Annotated in this window: 16 protein-coding genes; 6 read left to right on the top strand and 10 right to left on the bottom strand. The window is 62.4% G+C overall.

From position 1 onward, the window contains the following. Positions 1 to 15: 15 nt before the first annotated feature. From pilB to GGR36_RS08170, 3 genes are all read right to left on the bottom strand, one after another. A complete protein-coding gene (gene pilB, locus GGR36_RS08180; protein WP_183634118.1) occupies positions 16 to 1,740 on the bottom strand; it encodes a type IV-A pilus assembly ATPase PilB in 1,725 nt (574 codons plus the stop codon). An 86-nt stretch (positions 1,741 to 1,826) separates the two neighbouring features. Next, positions 1,827 to 3,053 (bottom strand): HlyC/CorC family transporter, encoded by a 1,227-nt coding sequence (locus tag GGR36_RS08175; protein ID WP_276509994.1) that lies wholly within the window; start codon positions 3,051 to 3,053, stop codon positions 1,827 to 1,829. A 119-nt stretch (positions 3,054 to 3,172) separates the two neighbouring features. Beyond that, complete coding sequence (locus GGR36_RS08170) at positions 3,173 to 3,982, bottom strand: cytochrome C assembly family protein (RefSeq protein ID WP_183634116.1); 810 nt, start codon at positions 3,980 to 3,982, stop codon at positions 3,173 to 3,175. 57 nt (positions 3,983 to 4,039) lie between these two features. Between GGR36_RS08170 and ffh the strand changes: the two genes are divergently transcribed. Next, positions 4,040 to 5,398: a signal recognition particle protein gene (gene ffh / locus GGR36_RS08165; protein ID WP_183634115.1), complete on the top strand. Its 1,359-nt coding sequence runs from the start codon at positions 4,040 to 4,042 to the stop codon at positions 5,396 to 5,398. Between the two features lie 9 nt (positions 5,399 to 5,407). Here the strand turns inward: ffh and GGR36_RS08160 are convergent, their stop codons facing one another. Then, positions 5,408 to 6,661 (bottom strand): D-amino acid dehydrogenase, encoded by a 1,254-nt coding sequence (locus GGR36_RS08160; protein ID WP_183634114.1) that lies wholly within the window; start codon positions 6,659 to 6,661, stop codon positions 5,408 to 5,410. Positions 6,662 to 6,911: 250 nt separating this feature from the next. On the opposite strand from GGR36_RS08160, the gene GGR36_RS08155 reads away from it, so the two are divergent. The 3 genes from GGR36_RS08155 (at position 6,912) to GGR36_RS08145 (ending at position 11,219) form a co-directional block, all read left to right on the top strand. After that, positions 6,912 to 7,913, top strand: a complete 1,002-nt coding sequence (locus GGR36_RS08155) for a class 1 fructose-bisphosphatase (protein WP_183634113.1) — start codon at positions 6,912 to 6,914, stop codon at positions 7,911 to 7,913. Between the two features lie 44 nt (positions 7,914 to 7,957). Then, the gene (locus tag GGR36_RS22250; protein WP_183634112.1) at positions 7,958 to 9,748 is read left to right on the top strand and encodes a BamA/TamA family outer membrane protein; all 1,791 of its coding nucleotides are present in this window, start codon (positions 7,958 to 7,960) and stop codon (positions 9,746 to 9,748) included. Between the two features lie 325 nt (positions 9,749 to 10,073). After that, positions 10,074 to 11,219 carry a porin gene (locus GGR36_RS08145; RefSeq protein WP_183634111.1) on the top strand — a complete coding sequence of 382 codons (1,146 nt, stop codon included), beginning with the start codon at positions 10,074 to 10,076 and terminating at the stop codon, positions 11,217 to 11,219. Between the two features lie 163 nt (positions 11,220 to 11,382). On the opposite strand, the gene dksA is transcribed toward GGR36_RS08145, so the two are convergent. After that, complete coding sequence (gene dksA / locus GGR36_RS08140; RefSeq protein WP_183634110.1) at positions 11,383 to 11,805, bottom strand: RNA polymerase-binding protein DksA; 423 nt, start codon at positions 11,803 to 11,805, stop codon at positions 11,383 to 11,385. A 264-nt stretch (positions 11,806 to 12,069) separates the two neighbouring features. On the opposite strand from dksA, the gene GGR36_RS08135 reads away from it, so the two are divergent. Then, positions 12,070 to 12,216, top strand: coding sequence for a hypothetical protein (locus GGR36_RS08135; RefSeq protein ID WP_183634109.1), 147 nt, complete (start codon positions 12,070 to 12,072; stop codon positions 12,214 to 12,216). 54 nt (positions 12,217 to 12,270) lie between these two features. On the opposite strand, the gene miaA is transcribed toward GGR36_RS08135, so the two are convergent. After that, complete coding sequence (gene miaA, locus GGR36_RS08130; protein WP_183634108.1) at positions 12,271 to 13,230, bottom strand: tRNA (adenosine(37)-N6)-dimethylallyltransferase MiaA; 960 nt, start codon at positions 13,228 to 13,230, stop codon at positions 12,271 to 12,273. A gap of 2 nt (positions 13,231 to 13,232) precedes the next feature. Here miaA and GGR36_RS08125 point away from each other — a divergent pair, with 2 nt between their 5' ends. Then, positions 13,233 to 14,165 (top strand): TraB/GumN family protein, encoded by a 933-nt coding sequence (locus GGR36_RS08125; protein WP_183634107.1) that lies wholly within the window; start codon positions 13,233 to 13,235, stop codon positions 14,163 to 14,165. An 11-nt stretch (positions 14,166 to 14,176) separates the two neighbouring features. On the opposite strand, the gene GGR36_RS08120 is transcribed toward GGR36_RS08125, so the two are convergent. The 4 genes from GGR36_RS08120 to GGR36_RS08105 all read right to left on the bottom strand — a co-directional run bounded on the left by GGR36_RS08120 (position 14,177) and on the right by GGR36_RS08105 (position 21,445). After that, complete coding sequence (locus GGR36_RS08120; protein ID WP_183634106.1) at positions 14,177 to 14,419, bottom strand: hypothetical protein; 243 nt, start codon at positions 14,417 to 14,419, stop codon at positions 14,177 to 14,179. 360 nt (positions 14,420 to 14,779) lie between these two features. After that, the gene (gene mutL, locus GGR36_RS08115; RefSeq protein WP_183634105.1) at positions 14,780 to 16,567 is read right to left on the bottom strand and encodes a DNA mismatch repair endonuclease MutL; all 1,788 of its coding nucleotides are present in this window, start codon (positions 16,565 to 16,567) and stop codon (positions 14,780 to 14,782) included. Positions 16,568 to 16,641: 74 nt separating this feature from the next. Beyond that, positions 16,642 to 19,212, bottom strand: a complete 2,571-nt coding sequence (gene cphA / locus GGR36_RS08110; RefSeq protein ID WP_183634104.1) for a cyanophycin synthetase — start codon at positions 19,210 to 19,212, stop codon at positions 16,642 to 16,644. 46 nt (positions 19,213 to 19,258) lie between these two features. Beyond that, positions 19,259 to 21,445: a cyanophycin synthetase gene (locus tag GGR36_RS08105; RefSeq protein ID WP_183634103.1), complete on the bottom strand. Its 2,187-nt coding sequence runs from the start codon at positions 21,443 to 21,445 to the stop codon at positions 19,259 to 19,261. Positions 21,446 to 21,448 lie beyond the last annotated feature (3 nt).

Raw genomic sequence — 21,448 nt, 5'->3', positions numbered from 1 at the left:
CTGCCTGCCCTGTTATCAGTCGTTGGTGGATGCCAGAACCTCTGCAAGGGAAGTCACCCCTTGTTTGGCCTTTAGTAGCCCCGATTGGCGCAAATCACGTATGCCCTGGCGTTGGGCCTCCGCAGCGATATCGATCGAGTTGCCGTTTGTCATAATTATATGCGCGATCTCGTCGCCGACTGGCATGACCTGATAGATGCCGACGCGCCCCTTGTACCCTGTCCCCTTGCAGCGGTCACAGCCAACCGGGCCGTAGAGTTCGAAGGAACCGTCCAGATCCTCGTCGGTATAGCCTGCCTGCAGCAAAGCCTCGATCGGCACTTCGATCGGTCGCTTGCAAGAGCAAAGACGCCTCGCTAGGCGCTGGGCCGTGATCATGATGACGCTCGACGCGATGTTGAACGGCGCAACGCCCATGTTCTTCAACCGTTCCAAGGTGGTCGGCGCATCGTTCGTGTGCAGCGTCGACAGCACTAGGTGGCCGGTCTGCGCCGCTTTGATCGAGATTTCGGCTGTCTCGATGTCGCGGATTTCGCCGACCATGATTACGTCCGGATCTTGCCGCAGGAACGATTTCAGCGCGGCCGAAAAGGTCAGTCCGGCCTTGTCATTGACGTTGACCTGATTGATCCCGGGCAGGTTGATTTCCGCCGGGTCTTCTGCTGTCGAGATGTTTACACCGGGTTTGTTCAGCAGGTTCAGGCAGGTGTACAGGGAAACGGTCTTTCCCGAACCGGTTGGCCCGGTGACCAGAACCATGCCGTAGGGGCGCTCCACCGCATCGAGAAGCGCCTTGCGTTGCTCTGGCTCGTAACCGAGCGCGTCGACCCCGAGCATTGCGGAGCTTGGATCGAGAATCCGCATCACGATCTTTTCGCCGTGAAGGCAGGGAAGTGTGCTCACCCGGAAGTCGATCGCCTTGGTCGCAGAAAGCTTGAGTTTCATGCGGCCGTCTTGCGGTATGCGCTTTTCCGAAATATCCAGTCGCGAGATCACCTTGATCCGTGCGGCGATCTTTTCGCGCAGCGCCAGGGGCGGTTGCGACACTTCACGCAGGATGCCGTCCGTGCGGAAGCGGATGCGGTAATACTTTTCGTAGGGCTCGAAATGGATGTCGGATGCGCCTTCATTGATCGCATCGACGAGGATCTTCTGGATGAACTTGACGACCGGCGCGTCATCAACGTCCGCGCTACCCGCAGTGTCGGCCTCGGCGGCGCCTGCTTCGGCATCGGCCATCTCGCCAAGTTCCTCATCGATGTTGCCGGTGAGGTTGGAGAGCGCTTCGTTGGTTGTTTCGCCGAGCTTCTGGGCCAGTTTCAGCAGCTTGTCGACTTCGACAATGATGGCATCGACCGCGAGACCGGTCTGAAAACGGATTTCATCCAGCGCACGAAGGTTGGTCGGGTCGGCAATCGCAACCGTCAACTTGTTGTTTCGTTTCGCAAGCGGGACCACCGAATGCTGCCCAATCAGTTTTCTGTCGATGGCCTCTCGTGGAATCTGGTTCTCGTCAAATGCGCCGATGTCGAGCATCGGAAAGCCGAAGGTTTCCGCGCAAAAGCGCGCAAGGTCGCGCGCGCTCATTCCGCCTCGCTGCACCAGTTCGGCCGCAAAAGGCAGTTTTGACGTTCGTGCGTGTTCGGCGATCTCGGTCGCTTGTGTTTCGGTCATTCGACCGTTTTGCACCAAGGCCCGGGCAAGCCCGCTCAATGCAATTTGCTGGGGATTAGCAACCATGAAACTGCTGTCTCGACAAGGAAAATCGACCGGTGCGCGATCATGCGCTAGCTCATACGCCTTGTAAAGCCGCGCCCGGCGCGGGTCTACGCCGGGTTCGCCGTGCGGAACAGGCGCGCCGTCCGAACACGTCGGTCATGCGTCTGGACCACCTCGATCGGAGTGCCGCAAATCTTTACCGACAAGCCGGATTCCGGAATGTCCTGCAAATATTCCAGCAGCAGTCCGTTTAACGTTTTCGGCCCGTCCGTCGGAAAGTTGAGGCCCAGTGCGCGGTTCAGTTCCCTGATCGTTCGCGCCCCGTCAATGACGACGGTGCCATCTTCGCCCCACCGCAGACTCGCCGATTCATCCTGAAGGCTGGTCGTGAATTTGCCGATGAGCTCCTCGATGATGTCTTCCACCGTGACCAAGCCGAGGACTTCACCATATTCATCGACTACGACCCCCAATCGTTGCTGGTTCTCCTGAAAGAACTGCAGCTGCGAATAGACCGGCGTGCTGGCGGGAATGAAATAGGGTTTTGAGCACAATTCCTGCAAACGTGCGACCGTGAGGTTTTCGTCCATCACTGCATTGAGCATGCGGCGGATGTGCAGGATTCCCACAACGTCGTTTGGATCGCCAACGAAGGCCGGCAGCCGCGTGTGATAGGCCGTTGCGAGCCGTTCCCGGATGTCGGCCAAGGGCAGGCTCAGGTCAACCGCCTCGATCTTGCCGCGCGGCGTCATCACGTCTTCGATTGTGATGGATTCGAGTTCGAACAGATTGAGCAGAATCGTCCGGTGTTTGGACGGGATGAAATGCCCGGCTTCCAGCACCAGCGTGCGCAATTCCTGCATCGATAGCCGTGGCGGCCCCTCGGTGCCACCACGTTCAAGCCTGGCTAGCCGAAGCAACGCCGACACAAAAACGTTCAGGCTCGCGACCAGCCAGCGCGTGCCCCGCATCAGCGGGCCCAGCACAAACGCGATGTTGGGCGCGAGGCGATCGGCGTAATTGGCGCCGATGACCTTTGGTGTGATTTCTGAGAAAACCAGAATCAGAAATGTGACGCCGAGGGTCCCCAGACCGAGCGCCCATTCGTTGTCACCGAAAAGTTGAATCGTGATGACGCTGACAAGCGTCGCCGCTGCGGCATTGACCAGGTTATTGAACAGCAGCACCGTCCCGAGAAAACGATCGGTCTGGGCAAGGATCGCGAGCGCCAGTGCCGCGCCGCGATGGCCGGCCGCGGCCGATGACTGAAGACGGTAGCGATTGGTGGCCATCATCGCTGTTTCGCACAGCGAAAAGAAGCCCGAAATGACCAACAGGGCGGCCAGAAGGCCGAGCTGTCCGGATAAAGGTATTGAATCCAAGTGAAGTCGCGTGCGTTGAACTGATACGCAGAGTGCCGGTCGCGTGCGCTGGCGTCAATCCGCGCGTCGGCTCAAGGGCGACCGAGCAGGACTTCGAGAACGAATCGGGTGCCGACGTACGCCAGCAAAAGGCAAGTGAAACCTGCCAACGTGAGGCGCAACGCACGGCGACCACGCCACCCCCAGAGTCGCCGCCCGGCTAGAAGGATGCCGAACAGCAGCCACGCGGCGATGGCAAAGACTGTCTTGTGCGAAAACGAGATTGGCTTGCCGAACAGTGCTTCAGAGAACAGCACGCCCGATCCGACCGTAAGTGTCAGCAGGACGAAGCCGGCGCCAACCAGTTTGAACAGCAGGCTCTCAAGCGTCATCAACGGCGGCAGAGCGGCGAGCGCCTTGGTCATCCGCGCACTGTGCAATTGCTTCTCCGCGGCCGCCATCAACAAGGCGTGCAACGCTGCCAAAGTGAAAAGGCTGTAGGCGAGCATCGCTACCACAAAATGCAGGCGAAACGCGACCGATCCGGTATCCGGAAGCGCGTGTTCGCTCGGAAACGCGGTGGGCAGCAATGCCGCCGCTGCGGCTACTGGCATCGCCAGCGCCTGCAGGCCTTCGAGTCGGGTAAAGAAGCTCTCGATCCAATAGAAAAGCAACGCCAGCCAGAGTGTCATCGAGAGCGCTGCCGAGAATCCGAATCGGGGCGTGGCGCCGTCCATGATGTCGTCGGCCAGCGCAGCCCCGTGCAGGATCAGCGCCAGCGCAAGGGCGATACTCGCCCAGCGTCGCTGGGAAGGCGTGGTTTCCCCCTGCAGCTTCCGGTACACGAGGGCCAAGCCCACGTAAATCGAGGCGGCGGGCAGATGAAGTAGAATCGGGGGCATCTCTGCAGTTTACCCGAAGCGCCGTGTGCTCAACACGGCGCGGATTGCGCCCGGACCATGCTCGATAACCTGACTCAAAGGCTTGCCAAGGTCGTCAAGACCATGCGCGGTCAAGCCCGCCTGACCGAAGACAACATCTCCGAAATGATGCGGGAGGTGCGGCTTGCCTTGCTCGAAGCCGACGTCGCCTTGCCGGTCGTGAAGGACTTCATCAATCGGGTGAAGGAAAAGGCGGTTGGCCAGGACGTTATCGGATCGCTGACACCGGGCCAGGCGCTGGTTGGCGTCGTGCATCGCGAACTCGCCGAATTGATGGGCGGTACACAATCGGCGCTAAATCTTGCAACGCAACCGCCTGCGATCATTCTGATGGCCGGCTTGCAGGGCGCAGGCAAGACCACGACCGTGGGCAAGCTCGCCAAGATGCTGCGCGAGAAGCAGAAGAAGAAGGTTCTGACGGTATCGTGCGACATCTATCGCCCGGCCGCCATCGATCAGCTGCAGGCCGTTTCGCAGCAGGCGGGCGCCGAGTTCTTCCCGTCAAACATTGAACAGAAGCCGATCGACATCGCCAACGCGGCGATCGATTACGCGCGCCGTCACTACTTCGACATCCTGCTGGTCGACACCGCAGGTCGTCTGGCGATCGACGAAGCCATGATGGCCGAGATCAAGGCGCTGCACGCCGCGATCAACCCGATCGAAACGCTGTTCGTGGTCGATGCCATGCTTGGGCAAGATGCGGTGAATACTGCGCGCGCCTTCAACGAGGCGTTGCCGCTCACCGGTGTTGTGCTGACCAAGCTCGATGGCGATGCACGCGGCGGTGCGGCGCTTTCAGTGCGCCATGTGACCGGCAAACCGATCAAGTTCACCGGCGTGGGCGAAAAACTCACCGGGCTCGACGAGTTCCACCCGGATCGCATGGCCAGCCGCATCCTCGGCATGGGCGACATTCTTTCGCTGGTCGAAGAAGCCCGACAGAACGTCGATGAGGAGCAGGCCAAAGCGTTTGCGCAGAAGCTCAAGAGCGGCAAGGGCTTCGATCTGAACGACTTCAAGAACCAGATCTCGCAGATGCGCAAGATGGGGGGCTTGTCGTCGCTGATGGACAAGATGCCCGCTCAGTTTGCGCAGGCCGCTTCGCAATTGCAGGGCGGTGTCGAGGAGAAGGCGATCCGCCGCATCGAAGGCATCATCAATTCGATGACGCCGAATGAGCGCGGCAAGCCGGAACTGATCAAGGCCAGCCGCAAGCGTCGCATTGCTGCGGGCGCCGGGGTTCAGGTGCAGGAAGTCAACCGCCTGCTGAACCAGTTCGAACAGACCCAGAAAGTCATGAAGCAGCTTTCCAAGGGCGGCATGGGCAAGCTGATGCGCTCGATGAAGGGCATGCTGCCCGGCATGATGCGTTAACCCCGCGTGCTAGCTGAAGGGGAAGCCTGCGACTTGTGGCTTGCGCCCCGCAATCAGGTCGGCCAGAGCTGCCCCTGAGCCGCAGGCAAGCGTCCAGCCCAGAGTGCCGTGTCCGGTGTTGAGCCACAGCCCCTTCAGTGGGGTCGCGCCAATCAGCGGCAGGTTGTTCGGCGTAGCGGGGCGCAACCCGTTCCAGACCTCTGCCGCCGTCGTATCCGTCGCGCCCGGCAGGTGCGTTTCCACCCAGCGCAGCAGTGATGCGGTGCGGGCCGGGTTCGGTGCGGTGTCGAAGCCATTCAACTCGGCTGTTCCGGCGACACGCAGGCGATCGCCCAATCGCGAGCAGACGATCCGTCGCGTCTCGTCGGTAAGGCTGACATGCGGTGCGCGCGCCTCATCGACGACCGGCAGGGTCACCGAGTATCCCTTCACCGGGTAGATCGGAAGGCGCAGCCCGAAGGGGGCGAGGAGTTGTTCGCTCCACGGGCCGGCGCAGACTACGACCGCGTCGCAACTGAGCGCAGTGTCTTCGCCGTCCGCAGTGACGAGGCGAACGCCACTGACGCGGTCGCCGTCTCGCGTGACCGCCGCTACCGTCGTCGAGTAGATGAAGCGAATACCTCGGGAGGCGAGTCGATCGGCGAGTCGCTCGGCGAACAGGTGGGCATCGCCGGATTCGTCGTCCTGGCCATGCAGGCCGCCAAGAAGCCTGTCCTTGCACGCCTGCAGTGCAGGCTCGAGCGCAATGCACTCGGCGGTAGTCACGACCGCTGCGTGTAAACCGCAGCGCTTGAGTTCGATGGCGCGCTGCGGCGCGCGTCGGAATTCGTCGCGGTCAAAGAAAAGATGCAGCACTCCGCGGCGCTCGGCATGGTATTCGAGCCCCGCTTCGGCCCGAAGGCTTCGCAGGCATTGCAGGCTATATGCCGCCAGATGGGCGATGGCTTCGGTGTTGCGCCGGGTCCGCCCCGGCGTGCATTCGCGCAGGAAGGCCATGCCCCAGCGCCAGCGCGCCCATTCGGCGGGCATGCGGAACAGCAAAGGCGCATCTTCGCGTCCGAGCCAGCGCAGGATCTGCATCGGCGCGCGCGGGTTGGCCCATGGTTCGGGGTGGCTCACCGATACCTGGCCGCCGTTGGCGAAACTCGTCTCCAGGGCTGGCCCCTCGCGGCGCTCCACGACAGTAACTTCATGGCCGTTATTTGCCAGATACCACGCGCTGACTACGCCTTCGAGTCCGGCGCCGACTATGACAATTCTCATGTGACCGTTCTTGCGCGGGGTTTCTTCGTCCCGCCGTGAGAGGCGATTGTACCCGCCGCTGGTCGAGCAGCCTGCGCGGATAGGTAGTCGCTCTAATGTTCCGATGCCGGGGCGCGCCGGATAATTGCACCGCACAATCGAAATCGTGCCGGGTGACAGGGGTGCATTCTGAATGGGCTGCAGTTCGATCGGGGGGTCGAATCGCTGCTTGGTGCCTGTGTCTCGTGCGCGGTCCAAAACGGGGGAAGCCATGCGTCGTGTCACACTCACGCAATACCTGATCGAGCAGCAGCGCGAGCATCAACGGATTCCAGTGAATCTGCGCCTGCAGATCGAAGTGGTGGCGCGCGCCGTCAAGGCGATCAGCGTCAACGTCGGCAAAGGCGCGATCGCCGGCGTGCTGGGCGAGGCGGGTACCGACAACGTACAGGGCGAGGCGCAGAAGCAACTCGACGTGGTCGCCAACGAGATCCTGTTGCTCTCCAACGAGTGGGGCGGGCATCTGGCTGCGATGGCCTCCGAGGAAATGCCGCTGCCGTATGCGATCCCGAACCGCTACCCCAAGGGCGAATACCTGCTGCTGTTCGACCCGCTCGATGGCTCCTCGAACATCGATGTGAACATCTCGGTCGGCACCATATTCTCGGTCTTGCGGTGCCCCGAAGGCGCCGAAGCGGATGAACGTGCCTTCCTGCAGCCGGGCACGCAGCAGGTGGCCGCCGGCTATGCGCTGTATGGCCCCCAGACCCTGCTCGTGCTCACCGTGGGCGACGGTGTGGTCGGATTTACGCTCGATCGCGAATTCGGCACCTGGGTGCTCACCAACCCTGACATGCGGATTCCCGAAGATACGCGTGAATACGCAATCAATGCCTCGAACGCCCGGTTCTGGGACCCCGCAATCCGTCGCTACATCGGCGAACTGGTGGCGGGGAAAGAGGGGCCGCGCGGCAAGGACTTCAACATGCGATGGGTGGCGTCGATGGTGGCTGACGTACACCGGCTGCTGACGCGCGGCGGCATCTTCATGTATCCGCGCGACAAGCGCGATCCGAGCAAGCCCGGGCGTTTGCGCCTGATGTACGAAGCCAACCCGATGTCGATGATTGTGGAGCAGGCGGGCGGGGCAGCATCTACCGGTTATCAACGGATTCTTGATGTGCAGCCGGAGCAACTCCACCAGCGTATTCCGGTTGTGCTTGGGTCTCGCAACGAGGTGGAGCGCGTCGCCCAATACTACGCGGAAGCCTGAGCCGAACCTGCCGCGGTGGCGGGTGGCGCGGTTAGAATCCGCCCGTGCTCGCTCTCACCCCGGCCCGAAACTCCGTCCGCTCGACGCGGATCAACCGCTACGCTCGGCTTGCGGTGGTGATTGCATTCGGCATGGCAGCCGTTGGCCTGAGCGCCGCGCCCTTGCAGTTGATCGCCCCTGGATCTGTACGTCCCCTGATCCTGAAGCACGTTTCTGCATTCGATCGCGATCAGACGGGCGACGCGGAGTCCGATCAGGTGTCAGACGAGGGCGACACGCTCGCCCGTATTCGTCGCGCACGGAAGGAAATCCCCGCACTGCTCGAGACGGAAGGCTATTTCTCGCCCCGTCTGGAGGTCGAACAGCCGCCCGGAGAGGTAGCCACCATCCGCGTCGAGGTGGGGCGGCGAGCGCTGGTCAAAGAGGTGTCGATCCGATTCGAGGGCGAGATTGCGCTTGATGATGAGGTGAGCCGCAAACGGCGCGCAGCGTTGATTGCGGGCTGGAGTCTCCCGGAGTCGGCACCGTTTACCCAGGCCGGCTGGTCGTCGGCCAAATCCAGGCTGCTTGCGGATGTATCGAGTCGCGACTATGCCGCGGCACGCATCGCGCACTCAGCGGTAGATATCGATCCTGAGCGCGGCGCAGCGCGTCTCCTCGTCGTGATCGATTCGGGGCCGGCTTTCCGGCTGGGGAAAATCGACGTACAGGGTCTCGCGCTGTACGACCGATCCTTGCTGGAGCGCTACAACACGCTACAAGAGGGCGAGCCCTACGACTACGACCGCCTTGTTGCGTTGCAGAACGCGCTGCAGGGGACCGCCTATTTCTCCGGCGCAATCGTGGAAATCGATCGTGATCCCGCCATGGCCGCTGCATCGCCGGTGCGCATTGCGATTACGGAGGCAACGCCACGGCGTTTCGGCGTGGGCGTGGGCTACAGCAGCAATACCGGCGCGCGATCCGAACTCAACTATCGCGACGCAAACCTCTTTGCGCGGGCCTGGGAACTCAACAGTTCTGTGCGCCTGGAAGAAAAGCGCCAGTCGGCGTTTGCCGACGTATTCCTTCCGCAAACGCCCTCGGGCTTCCGGGATGCGCTGGGCGTCACGATGCTGACCGAAAACATCGAGAACCTGGAAACAACCCGATTTTCGATTGGTGTGCAGCGCATGCGCACCCTTCAACGAACCACGGTACGTACAAGCCTCAACTACCAGCGCGAGATCACCCATCCGCAGGGGGCCGAAGAACAGATCAGCAGTGCTCTCACCCTTAACTATGGGGCGGACCTGCGCACGGTGGACAATCCCATTGATCCACAACATGGCTACAGCCTGGGGTTTCAGATCGGTGGCGGGGCCCGCGTGCTGCTCTCTGATCAGAACTTTCTGCGTCTGTACGGGCGTGCGCAGTATTACCAGCCGCTCGGTGCCAGTGGCATGCTGATCGTGCGTGGCGAAACCGGCTACACGATCGCGCCATCGAGCAGCGGCATCCCGCAGGATTTTCTCTTTCGTACCGGCGGCTCCCAGTCCGTGCGGGGATACGACTATCAGAGCCTCGGGGTGAAGCAGGGCGATGCCATCGTGGGCGGCAGGACGCTGTTGGTGCTCAGTTCGGAATACGTTTACTGGCTCAGCGGACCTTGGGGGGTCGCCACCTTTGTCGATACCGGAGATGCCAAGGACACCTGGAAAGACATGCGACTCAAGCTCGGTTACGGGCTTGGTGGAAGGTGGAAGAGTCCGGCAGGGCCGCTTGGCATCGATGTTGGTTACGGCCATGAAGATCGCAAGTTCCGCCTTCACTTCACATTAGCGGTTGCCTTTTGAGTGTTGTGGCGAAGGGTAAATGTTGCAAAAATGACAAAAACGATTATGACTGCAAGAAATCTGTAACCTCTTGCAACGATCATGTCGGACGGATTGCTAGCCATCGAGCGACAACGTTTCGACGAGCGGATGGTGTGTAACAGCAACGGATCTGTTGTTGTTTGGCAACAAAAGTTCCTATCGCGCGGTCTGATTGCCCGCAAGGCGTTGCCTCAAAGATGACGCCCTGAAACAATTTCGACTGTTTCTCAGGTAATGAGAGTGCAAGTCGAACAGCGGCAAGCAGGTAGATCCGCGTCGCAACTTTGAGTTAATGGAGAATCGTATGCAAAAGAAACTGATCGCCGTGGCAATTGCCGGCCTGGCTGCTGTTCCGGCCTTTGCTGCTGACACCAGCGTGACCCTCTACGGCCTGATCGACATGGGCGCTTCGTGGCGTGGTAACAACTACGACAACGCCACTGCTGCACGGACTGGCGTGGATAGCGGTCAGATGAACGGTTCCCGTCTGGGCGTTCGCGGTTCTGAAGAGATCATGCCGGGGCTGAAGGCTAACTTCCGTTTTGAGGCTGGCATCGCCGCGGACATCGGCGGTAGCAACCAGGGCACGGTAAGCACCGGCCAAAAGACCACCAAGGTTTGCACCAATGCAGCTTGCACAACGACCGCCAATGCGGTGACGACTGAGCAAACCACGAACCAGCGTGTCTGGGGTCGTGCCAGCTGGGTTGGCCTGCAGGGTGATTACGCGGAAATGCGCCTCGGCCGCATGTACACCCCGAAGTTCAACATGTACGCCGACAATATCGACCCGTTCGGTCTGGGTTCGGTTGCAGAAACCAACAACATCTTCACCCACATCGTTGCGCGTGCGGACAACGCCGTCTACGTGACGACCCCGTTCTTCGGCAACGTCTTTGCCGTGGAAGCGATGTACTCGACCAAGACATCGGGCGACGAAGCTGCGGCCAATGCGGGCGATACGCGCCTGATCGACATCCAGCCGAAACTCAAGTTCGGCCCGGCCACCTTCTTTGTTGACTACACTCAGCAGAACGTCCACAACGCGACCACCAAGAAGGGCTCCGTGGATGCCGGCGTCGCAGCTGACTTCAAGGTTGTCAAGGCAACGCTCGCATACGCCCGTGTGAAGGATGAAACGGTGGCGAAGGTGAACGGCTCGACCCGCGGCTGGGATCGCTGGAACGTTGCTGGCACGGTGCCGATGGGCAACCTGTCGCTTCTGGCCCAGTACTCCTATTCGAAGGATCGCAACAGCCTGAAGGAAAAAGCTGAGCAGATCGGTTTCGGCGGCCTTTACAGCCTCTCGAAGCGCACCACGGTTTACTCGGTTTATTCGAAGATCAACACGGATCCGTCGGTCAAGAGCGGCTACGAAGTGGCTGATGCGACCAACTCGGGTAATGGCTACCGCGCAGGTTTCAACCTTGGCGTGCGCCACACGTTCTGATCTCGGACGTAACGCAATGAAAAGGGCGCCGTAAGGCGCCCTTTTTTGTCGACCTTTAATTGCTGAAAACTGACACAGCGAGCGCTGCTGCTCCCGTCAGGGGATGCCACTATCCCGGTAGCGCCCGCCTGGCGTTGGGCGCTGCCGGAAACCACTTCACCCTTTAACGCGCGACCTGACGTTCCCGCAGTTCGTCCAGTGTCTTGCAGTCAATGCATTGGGTCGCGGTGGGGCGCGCCTCCAAACGCTTCAATCCGATCTCCACGCCACAGCTATCGCAATAGCCATAATCGTTGGCGTCGATCCGCGCGAGCGTCTGGTCGATCTTCTTGACCAGCTTGCGCTCGCGGTCCCTGTTGCGCAGCTCCAGTGCGATGTCCGATTCCTGGCTGGCACGGTCGTTGGGGTCGGCGAAAGCGGTCGCTTCATCCTGCATGGTGTGGACCGTGCGTTCAATGTCGGACTGCAGATCCAGCTTCCACGCTTCGAGGATTGAACGGAAATGAGCCAGTTGCTTCTCGTTCATGTACTGCTCGCCCTTCTTTGGCTCGTAGGGCTTGAAGTGGCGGTAGATCTCCTCAGCCATGATGGCTTCCCCGGTCGATGTGAGAAAGCTGCGTTAATAGCAGAATCAACCATGGGTCGCAAGGAAGCTTCTGACGCACGCGCCGGGCAGTGCCGCAAGCTGCAGCAAAGTCCCGTTGGGGAAGTTCTCCGGCCTGGCATGACGTGTTCTGGTGGTTCGCTATTCTGTTCTCAGCCCGGATGGGAATCGGGCTGAGTTCTGGGGTGCCCTGAATTCGCCTATCGCGGCTGTTTGGCTCGAGGCTGGCGCACTCCAAGGGCTGCAATGTCCATCGTCCCGGATCTGCCATGCGTGCTTGTGCTGACGGGATTCTGTGTTGCGACCTGGCGTGCGCTGTCGGAAGAGGCCGACGCTCAGGCGTCTCGCGAACGAGAATTGCAGCGTCGATTGCGCGTGCTCGCCGAGTCTTGATTGCTGGATGCTCAAACGCACATGCGATGGGATTCGTCGTGCGGTTGGGCGGGTTCAACCCGCGAGCGCGCGGAGTGCCTCTTCACGCACGGCATCCGTTAGATCTTCGCGAAGGCAATCAATCACGCGGAGTTCTGACCAAGTGCTGGCGAATTTGCGCTGCCACGTGATCTGTCGCTTGGCAAGCTGTCGGGTGGCGAAGATGCCGCGATCGCGCAGTTCGTCGGTCCCGTATTCGCCATCCAGGTGTTCCCAAGCTTGGCGGTAGCCCACGCAGCGCATCGAAGGCATGCCGGATTGAAGCGGGTAGCGTGCTCTCAAGGCCTCAACCTCGCCGACGAGTCCCGCCGCGAGCATCTGCCCGAACCGAGCGGCGATTCGTGCGTGCAGGACGCCGCGGTCCGAAGGCTCCAGCGCGATGATGGCCAGTGAAGGCGTATCGCTGTCGTCCTCGCGCCGGGCGTAATTCTCGGCGAGTGAACGGCCGGTAAGCCGCACAATCTCGAGCGCACGCTGGATACGCTGCGCATCGTTCGGCTTGAGTTGCGCGGCGGCATCGGGGTCGAGCTTCGCAAGATCGGCATGGAGGGCGGGCCAGCCCCGTGTCGCTGCTTCACGGTCGATCGCGCGACGCAGATCCGCATCCGCCTGAGGTAGATCGGAAAGGCCGTCGTGCAGCGCTTTCAGGTACAGCATCGTTCCGCCAACCAGGAGCGGAAGGCGATCGCGGGCCCGGATTTCGCCGATCAAGCGAATCGCATCGGCGCGGAACTGCGCGGCCGAGTACGCGTCGGTCGGGTCGATCAGGTCTATCAGGTGGTGCGGGCACGACGCGAGCTCTTCATGCGTCGGCTTGGCGGTGCCGATATTCATGTCGCGGAACACCAGCGCAGAGTCCACGCTGATGATCTCGCACGGGAGGTGACGCGCGAGATCAAGCGCGCATGCGGTCTTTCCGCTGGCGGTCGGGCCGATCAGCGCGATAGCATCGGGGCGGGCGGAGGAGGCTGACAAGAATGAACTCGTTGCAAGGAAAACAAGGCTGGGTGCGCAATTCTAGTGGCTGGCGCTTGTGGCTGCGCGCGTTCGTTGCGCTCTGTCTGTCTGCCGTGTCGCTGCTCGCAGGTGCGGCGCCGCTGTTGCTGTGGGAAGTCAGTGGCGCAGGCGCTCCGGTGTGGCTGTTCGGATCGGTGCATGTTTGTCGCGCCGACTGCTTCCCGCTGCCAGCGTCAGTCGAGTCGCGCTTTCGGCGTGCCGACGTACTGGCCGTGGAGATCGACCCGACCCGTTCGGATCTGACTGGCATGCTGGCCGGCCTTGGCGGCGGCGAGGAAGGCAGTCTGCACGACAAACTCGGCAGCAGCGACTGGCGAAGACTAAACCGCCAACTTTCGACGATGGGGATGCCGGAGGAGGCGCTCGATGCGCTTTCGCCTGCGATGGCCAATGTCTTTGTGGCAGTTTCTGCTGCGCAACGTGCGGGGCTCTCGCCCATGCATGGCACCGATCTGCACTTCATCAATCTGGCGCAGAGTCAGGGCAAGCGACTGGTCGAACTGGAAACGGTAGAGCGACAGATGCAGGCACTTTCGGCTGGCTCCGAGCGGGAGCAGGTGGATTCACTGCGGGCCAGCCTGCGCGCTGCCGAGGACGGCACCCTGCGCGCGTCACTCGATGAACTGGTTGGTGCCTGGCGTCGCGGCGACGCGGCCGGCTTGTCGGAGGCGCTGCGCAAGGCGCAATCCGCAGACCCTTCGAGCCGCGCGATGTTCGAAGATCTGTTCGACAAACGCAACCGTGAAATGAGCGATGCCATCGTGCGCCTTGCGCGAGAGGGTCGATCGGTCTTCGTGGTGATTGGCAGCGGTCACCTGGCCGGCAAGGCGGCCATTCCAGACCTGCTTGCGCGCCGCGGCTACCGGGTTCGCCAGCTCAATTCCGGCGACTGATCCGGAGTACCTCAGGCGGCCGTCTGTTTGGCCAGGATTTCGGACGCGCAATGCAGCATCGCCATGTGCAGGCTGACGACACCTGCCAAGCCCCACAGCTTGCGCGCACGCTCGAGAAATTCGACGGCGCGCGGCCCAGCGAGCTCGATGACACCCTGTTCGGAATGGATGCTGAGCGCTTCCTGACTCGTGAAATGAGGCTCCACGCGGATGCCAGCGTGGCGTGCGGCTTCAGCGCTCTGGCTGATTGCCATTGCGTGAATCAATGCGTCCATAGTTCTCCCCCGGTTCCCATGGCAAGCAGCGATCTGCGTAATCCAAGGGAATGATTCTTGATCGCCAGCATGACAAACCAATGACATGTACCAGATTATGCCAAGTGCATTGTGCGAGGCCGCGACACCTTAGCGCGACATGTGTGATGTCGATCATGTTTGGGTGAACACAAACTGCAAGGCGTGCACGGAGCCGCTACAGGCGCGAGGTGTCAGGTGGCGCCCACTTGTTCGCACAGCCGTCACTTTCAACGGCGAGGGGGATTGTCCGTCCAGCGGACAAATCAAGTCTTGTCGTGCCGGACCAGCGTGTTGTCGTTACGTGCCAGATGACCGCCGTCAGCGACCGCGCAGGAACAGCCGATCAAGTTCCGCCATCGAAAGCTGCACCCAGGTCGGACGCCCGTGATTGCACTGATCGGCGCGTTCCGTGGCTTCCATTTCGCGCAACAGGGCGGTCATTTCCGGTAGCGTCAGCGCGCGATTGGCGCGCACGGCACCGTGGCAGGCGAGCGTAGCCAGCAGCTCGTTGCGGCGGGTGGCGACAACATCCGAGGCGGGAAAGTCGATCAGCTCGCCGAGCAGGGCTCGGGTGAGTGCAACAATGTCGGCTCGCGCCAGCAGCGCCGGTACGCTGCGCACTGCGAGCTCGGCGGGGCCCGCCGGCGCGATATCGAATCCGATGCGGTCGAGTGTCTCGCGCTGCGCTTCGGCGCAGGCCATTTCTTTCGCGCTGGCACCAAAGACGGCCGGAATCAGCAGACGCTGGGTGCTCGGCGCGCCGTCAAGCACGTTCTTCAACTTCTCGTAGAGGATGCGCTCATGCGCGGCGTGCATATCGACCAGCACCAAGCCGGTACTGTTCTGCGCCAGCACATAGACGCCATGCACTTGGGCCAGCGCATAGCCGAGCGGCGCACCGTCGCGGTCGGCTGCCGCGAGCGGCAGTGTTTGCGGGGGTGGGATGTTGAGTTCGGGCGCTCGAAAGAAGGCGCTCATGGCGCTCGTCGATGCGGTGAGTGACGATTCGCCTTGTGGCAACGGATAGCTTGAGCGCGGCTCTTCGACGGCAAGGCGATACTGTTCCGGTGCGGCGGGATACGTGACGATGGGATCGGCGGTTTCCGGCCTTGCGCTGGCGACTGCGCTGATGGTTGCCGCGAGGCCGCGACTTACCGCGTGATAGACGAACTGATGGATCGCGCGCGCTTCCCGGAAGCGCACCTCGGTCTTCGCCGGATGCACGTTCACATCGACGCCAGCGGGATCGAGTTCGAGGAACAGCGCGAAAGCCGGATGCTTGCTGCCGTGCAGGATGTCGGCGTAGGCCTCGCGCAGCGCATGCTGGATCAGCTTGTCGCGCACGAAACGGCCGTTGACGAAGAAGTATTGCGCATCACGGCTGGCGCGTGCGTAAGCCGGCAAGGCGGCAAAGCCCGTCACTCGAAGCCCGGCGGCCGCCACGTCGATCTCACGGGCATGTTGCAGGAATTCCTCGCCGAGAATGTCGCCACAGCGGCGGCGCATGTCGCCTGGCGTCAGCCGCAAGCTCATGCGGCCATTGTGCTGCAGCTGGAAGGCGACTTCAGGCCGTGCCAGCGCGATGCGCCGGAAGGCATCGTCGCAATGCCCGAATTCGGTGCCTTCGCTCTTGAGGAACTTGCGGCGTGCCGGCACGTTCCAGTACAGATCGCTAACCTCCACCACCGTGCCGCCATTGAGTGCGGCAGGCGCCGGGGCGGATTCGCCGGCGTGAATACGCCAAGCGTGTGCCGAACCCAGGGCCCGGCTGGTGAGCGTGACGCGCGCGACCGATGCGATCGAGGCGAGCGCCTCGCCACGAAAGCCCATCGTCGCCACACATTCGAGGTCGTCCAGCGATGCGATTTTGCTGGTGGCGTGGCGTTCCAGCGCGATGGCTAGTTCGTCCTTGTCGATGCCACAGCCATCATCCGCAATGCGGATCTGCTTGACGCCGCCTTGCTGGAGTTGGACTTCGATGGCTCGCGAGCCGGCATCCAGGCTGTTCTCCAGCACTTCCTTGAGGACCGACGCGGGGCGTTCGACCACCTCGCCTGCGGCGATCTGATTGATCAGGAGTTCAGGCAGGCGGCGAATGGTCGGCATGTCAGCTCAAGTCGTGCGTCAGAAGCAAGAATGCCCCGTCGGAGCGGGGCATTCGCGGGCGAAGAGCGCGCGCGTCAGCCTTCGGCAATCCGCTTCGCGATGTGGGCCAATGCCTCTTCAACCTGGTCCACCAGGATCAGGCAAAGGTCACCGGTTTCAAGTCGCGCGAGCGCCTTGTCGATTGCGATGAACTCCCCGGTGATCTCATCGACATGGCTGGTCCGCGCAGCACCCTCAAGGCCCTTGCGCAGCAACGCGATGACTTCACCATCTTCACGACCCCGCTGGCACGCATCCTGATAGAGCAGGACATCGTCAAACGCCGCGCCAAGAATTTCGGTCTGTTGAGTGATGTCCTCGTCGCGACGGTCGCCGGCACCGCTGATGACCACGCTGCGACGCCTGGCCGGCATGGCTTCGACGGCCCGCACCAGCGCGCTCATGGCGTCAGGATTGTGGCCGTAGTCGGCGATCACGGTGGCTCCGCGGTAGTCGAAGACATTGAAGCGACCCGGCGCGTTGTCGGAATCGTTGCGGAAAGTCGCGAGCCCCTTGCGAATCACGTCCCAATCGAGACCGGCCGCCCATCCAGCCGCGACCGCGGCCATGACGTTCTCGACCTGGAAGCTGATCGTGCCGTTGCGGGTGATCGGGATCTCGGCAAGCGGCACGCGGTGTTTGACCATGCCCTCCGCGGCCACAATGGTATCGCCATCGACGTACACCACCCGGTTGCCCTGGGCGCGATGCGCGGCCATCACCGGCAGGTGGCGGTCGGCAGCGAAGAAGGTGATCTTGCCGCTGCAGTTGTCGGCCATCGCCGCGACGATCGGATCGGCTGCATTCAGCACAGCGGTGCCGTCGTCCGCGACGTTCTGCACGATGACGCGCTTGAGTACCGCCAGTTCATCGACGGTAGTGATGAAGTTCAAGCCCAGGTGATCGCCGAGGCCGATGTTCGTGACCACCGCGACCTGGCAGCGGTCGAAGGCGAGGCCTTCGCGCAGCACGCCACCGCGGGCGGTTTCGAACACTGCGGCGTCGACCAGCGGGTTGAGCAGCACATTTCGTGCGCTCTTCGGGCCCGAGCAGTCGCCGGTGTCGATGCGACGACCCTGGATATACACGCCGTCGGTATTGGTCATGCCGACCGTCTGGCCGTTCGCCATGAAGAGATGGGCGATCAGGCGCACGGTGGTGGTCTTGCCGTTGGTGCCGGTGACCGCGACGACCGGAATGCGGCCGTCTTCGCCGTTCGGGAACATGCTGCCGATGATCGCCTCGCCCACCGCTCGGCCCTTGCCGAACGAGGGGTTCAGGTGCATCCGCAGGCCCGGCGCGGCGTTCACTTCGACCATGCCGCCGCCTTGTTCTTCCAGCGGCTTGAGCACGCTGTCGCAAACCACGTCGACGCCGCAGATATCCAGCCCGACCATTTGTGCGGCGGCCACGGCGCGTGCGGCCACTTCCGGGTGCACGTCGTCGGTCACGTCGGTGGCGGTGCCGCCGGTCGACAGGTTGGCGTTATTGCGCAGCACGACACGCTTGCCTTTCGGCGGCACGGAATCCGCCGTGAGGCCCTGCATTTCAAGGCGCGCGATCGCGATTTCGTCAAAGCGGATCTTCGTCAGCGAGGTGGCATGACCGTCGCCGCGGCGCGGGTCGGCGTTCACCTGCTCAACCAGCTGGCGCACGGTGTGCACGCCGTCGCCGATCACGAATGGCGGATCGCGTCGTGCGGCCGCCACGAGCTTGTCGCCCACGACCAGCAGGCGGTAGTCGTAGCCGGGCAGGTAGCGCTCGACCATGATGTCGTCGCGAAATTCGCAAGCCACCTTGTAGGCCATCTCCAGCTGCTCACGGCTGGTGATGTTGACGGTGACGCCCTTGCCCTGGTTGCCGTCCTGCGGCTTGACGACCACGGGCAGGCCGATTTCCTGGGCCGCGACCCAGGCGTCTTCGATGTCGACGACCGGCCGGCCGACTGGTACGGGAACACCGGCAGCCAGCAGCAGACGCTTGGTGAGTTCCTTGTCCTGTGCGATCGATTCCGCGATGGCACTGGTGCTATCCATCTCGGCGGCCTGGATGCGGCGCTGCTTCGATCCCCATCCAAACTGCACCAGGCTGCCTTCGGTCAGCCGGCGGAAAGGAATGCCACGCGCGACGGCGGCTTGCACGATCGAACCGGTGGAGGGCCCCAGACGTACGTCTTCGTCCACCTCGCGCAGGCGCGCGAGGGCGGCCGCGAGATCGAAGGGGATGTCTTCGAGTGCGGAGCGGATCAGTTCTTCCGCGAGTTCGAGTGCGAGGCGGCCGACCGGCTCCTCGCTGTATTCGACCACCACCTGGAAGACGCCCTTTTCCAGCGTCGAATGGCAGCGGCTGAAGGTCACCGGGCAACCTGCCTGTGCTTGCAGGCCGAGCGCCGCACCTTCGAGCACATGTGCCATCGCAACCGACTCGGTGTGGCCGCGCGGCTGCAACTGCCCAAGGTCAGGAAAACGCGCGCGCAGGCGGGCTTCGAAGCCGGGGATCGTATCGATCTCGCACTCACTCTCGGTGCAGGCCACGATGGCCTCGATCGAGGTGTGGCGGCTCCACAGGTTGGGGCCTCTGAGGGCGCGGATGCGGGAAACTTCCATCAAACAGTCTTCCTGTAGCTGTTCCAGTCGTCTTCGGGACTGTCTATCAATGTGTGCGGGCGCGCGCGGCGGTTTGTTCCGCCTCGAAAGTCTCGATGCCGGCGCCGATCAGATCCGGCGAGATGCCGAGGGCCCACGCAGCGCCTACCGCAGCAAGGATGCTTTCGATCGGCAGCGAACCGGAGGAGCCGGTGGCCAGCATCGCGAGTTCGTCCAGCCGTTCTTCCTGCATGCCTTCGGCGAGGTAGACGCGGCCCTCGCGCGCGAACACGGCGCGGCCCCCCTTGGCGCGATGCGCGATGATCGCGGGCTGCTCCACCGAGGTGCCGTAGAAGATGACCGAGCCGTCGCAGAGCGAGGCCATTTCGACGACATGTTCGTCGTCGGCATTGAGGACGGCGTGTCCGTCGGACAGCACGACGTCGACCTGGGTGCGCAAGACCGCATTCAGGCGATCTATGTCATTGATGTAGAACTCGTCGAGCGTTTCCAGTCCGGTCGAATCGGTCACCACGCCTACCGTGCAACGGTCGTAGGGCAGGCCTTCGCGCAGGATCATGTCGGGGTTGTGCTCGAAGACCGCAGCGTCGACGTTGCGGTTCATCAGCAGTCGCTGCCCGGCGTCAAAGTTGACGCCTCGACGGCGATCGACCTGACGGCGGTCGAGGAAGAGGCCGTCGGCGCAGGCGAGCCCGACATGGCGGCCGGAAAGTCGCACCAGCCACGCGACCAGGCGGGCGATCTGCGTGGTGCCGCGATTGCCAGTGATGCCGACCAGCGGAATTCTTCCGGGGTCGGTTTCACCGAAAAGGTGGGTGACGATGGCGGCGCCCACCGGGCGGGGTTCGCCGTTGGCGGGTTTCAGATGCATCAGCAGCCCGGGGCCGGCGTTGACTTCGACCACCGCAACGTCCTGTGCGGCGAGTGGCTTGGAGATGTCTTCGGCGACCATGTCGACGCCGGCAATGTCCAGTCCGACCACTTTTGCAGCGAGCGTGACGACGCTTGCCAACTCAGGGTGCAACTCACCGGTGCAATCAAACGCGACATTGCCGTTGCGCTGGATCAGCACGCGCTGGCCCTTTGTCGGAACGGATTCCGGCGTGAGTCCCTGGCGCGCAAGGTCATTGCGAATCGCGGTATCCGACTCGAGATTGAGCCGGTTGAGCGGGAAATCTTCGGTGGTGCCGCGGCGTGGATCGGAATTGATCTGCGTTTCCACCAGTTCAAGAATGTTGGCTTCGCCGTCGCCGGTAATCCACGCTTCTTCACCGCGGGCGACCGCCACCACCTTGTCGCCGACCACCAGAAGGCGGTGCTCCGATCCGCGCACGAAGCGTTCCACCAGCACTTCACTGCCGTGGCGCAATGCAAATTCGAAGGCCTGTTCGACATCCTCGCGCCGCGAGAGGTCCAGTGATACGCCGCGGCCATGGTTGCCATCGACCGGTTTGACGACCACCGGCAGGCCAATGTCCTCGGCGGCTTCCCAGGCATCGGCCGCGTTCTCGACGATGCGGCCTTCCGGCACCGGCACGCCGCAGGAGGCGAGCAGACTCTTGGTCAGATCCTTATCGCTGGAGATGCTCTCCGCGATCGCCGAGGTGCGGTCGGTTTCGGCCGTCCAGATGCGTCGCTGGCGCGCACCGTAGCCGAGCTGGACCAAGTTGCCGTCGTTCAGGCGGATCGAAGGGATCTTGCGTGCGGTAGCGGCATCGACGATGCAGGCGGTGCTTGGGCCGAGGCATAGCGAGTCGACCATGTCCGTCAGACGTTCGATCGTCACGGGCAGATCGTAGGGACGATCCTCAACCGCGGCCATGACCAACTCGCGCCCGGCTTCGAGCGCGGCACGCCCGACCTGTTCGTTGCGGGTGCGGAAGGCCATCTTGTAGATACCGCTGCCTTCCGCGGTTTCTCGCGTCTTCCCGAACCCGGTTTGCATGCCGGCACGCATCTGGAGCTCGAGCACGACATGTTCGAGCACATGGCCGATCCAGGTGCCTTCCTCAAGGCGTTGCAGGAAGCCACCCGGCTCCCCGACACCGCAGCGGTGCTCCCTCAGGGCGGGCAGCCAGCCAGTCAGGCGCTCGGTGAAACCGGGCAGCTTGTTTGTCGGCAGCTCCTCGAACGCACCGATGTCGAGCCAGGCTTCGATGACCGGGCGGTAGGTCCAGATATTCGGTCCGCGCAGATGCGTGACGCGAAGAAACGTGATGTCTTTCTTCTTCATGTT

Origin of the sequence: Niveibacterium umoris (assembly GCF_014197015.1) — a bacterium.
GTDB lineage: Bacteria > Pseudomonadota > Gammaproteobacteria > Burkholderiales > Rhodocyclaceae > Niveibacterium > Niveibacterium umoris.
The sequence above is the reverse complement of the archived record's forward strand: the minus strand, read 5'-3'. Positions and strand labels throughout refer to the sequence as shown.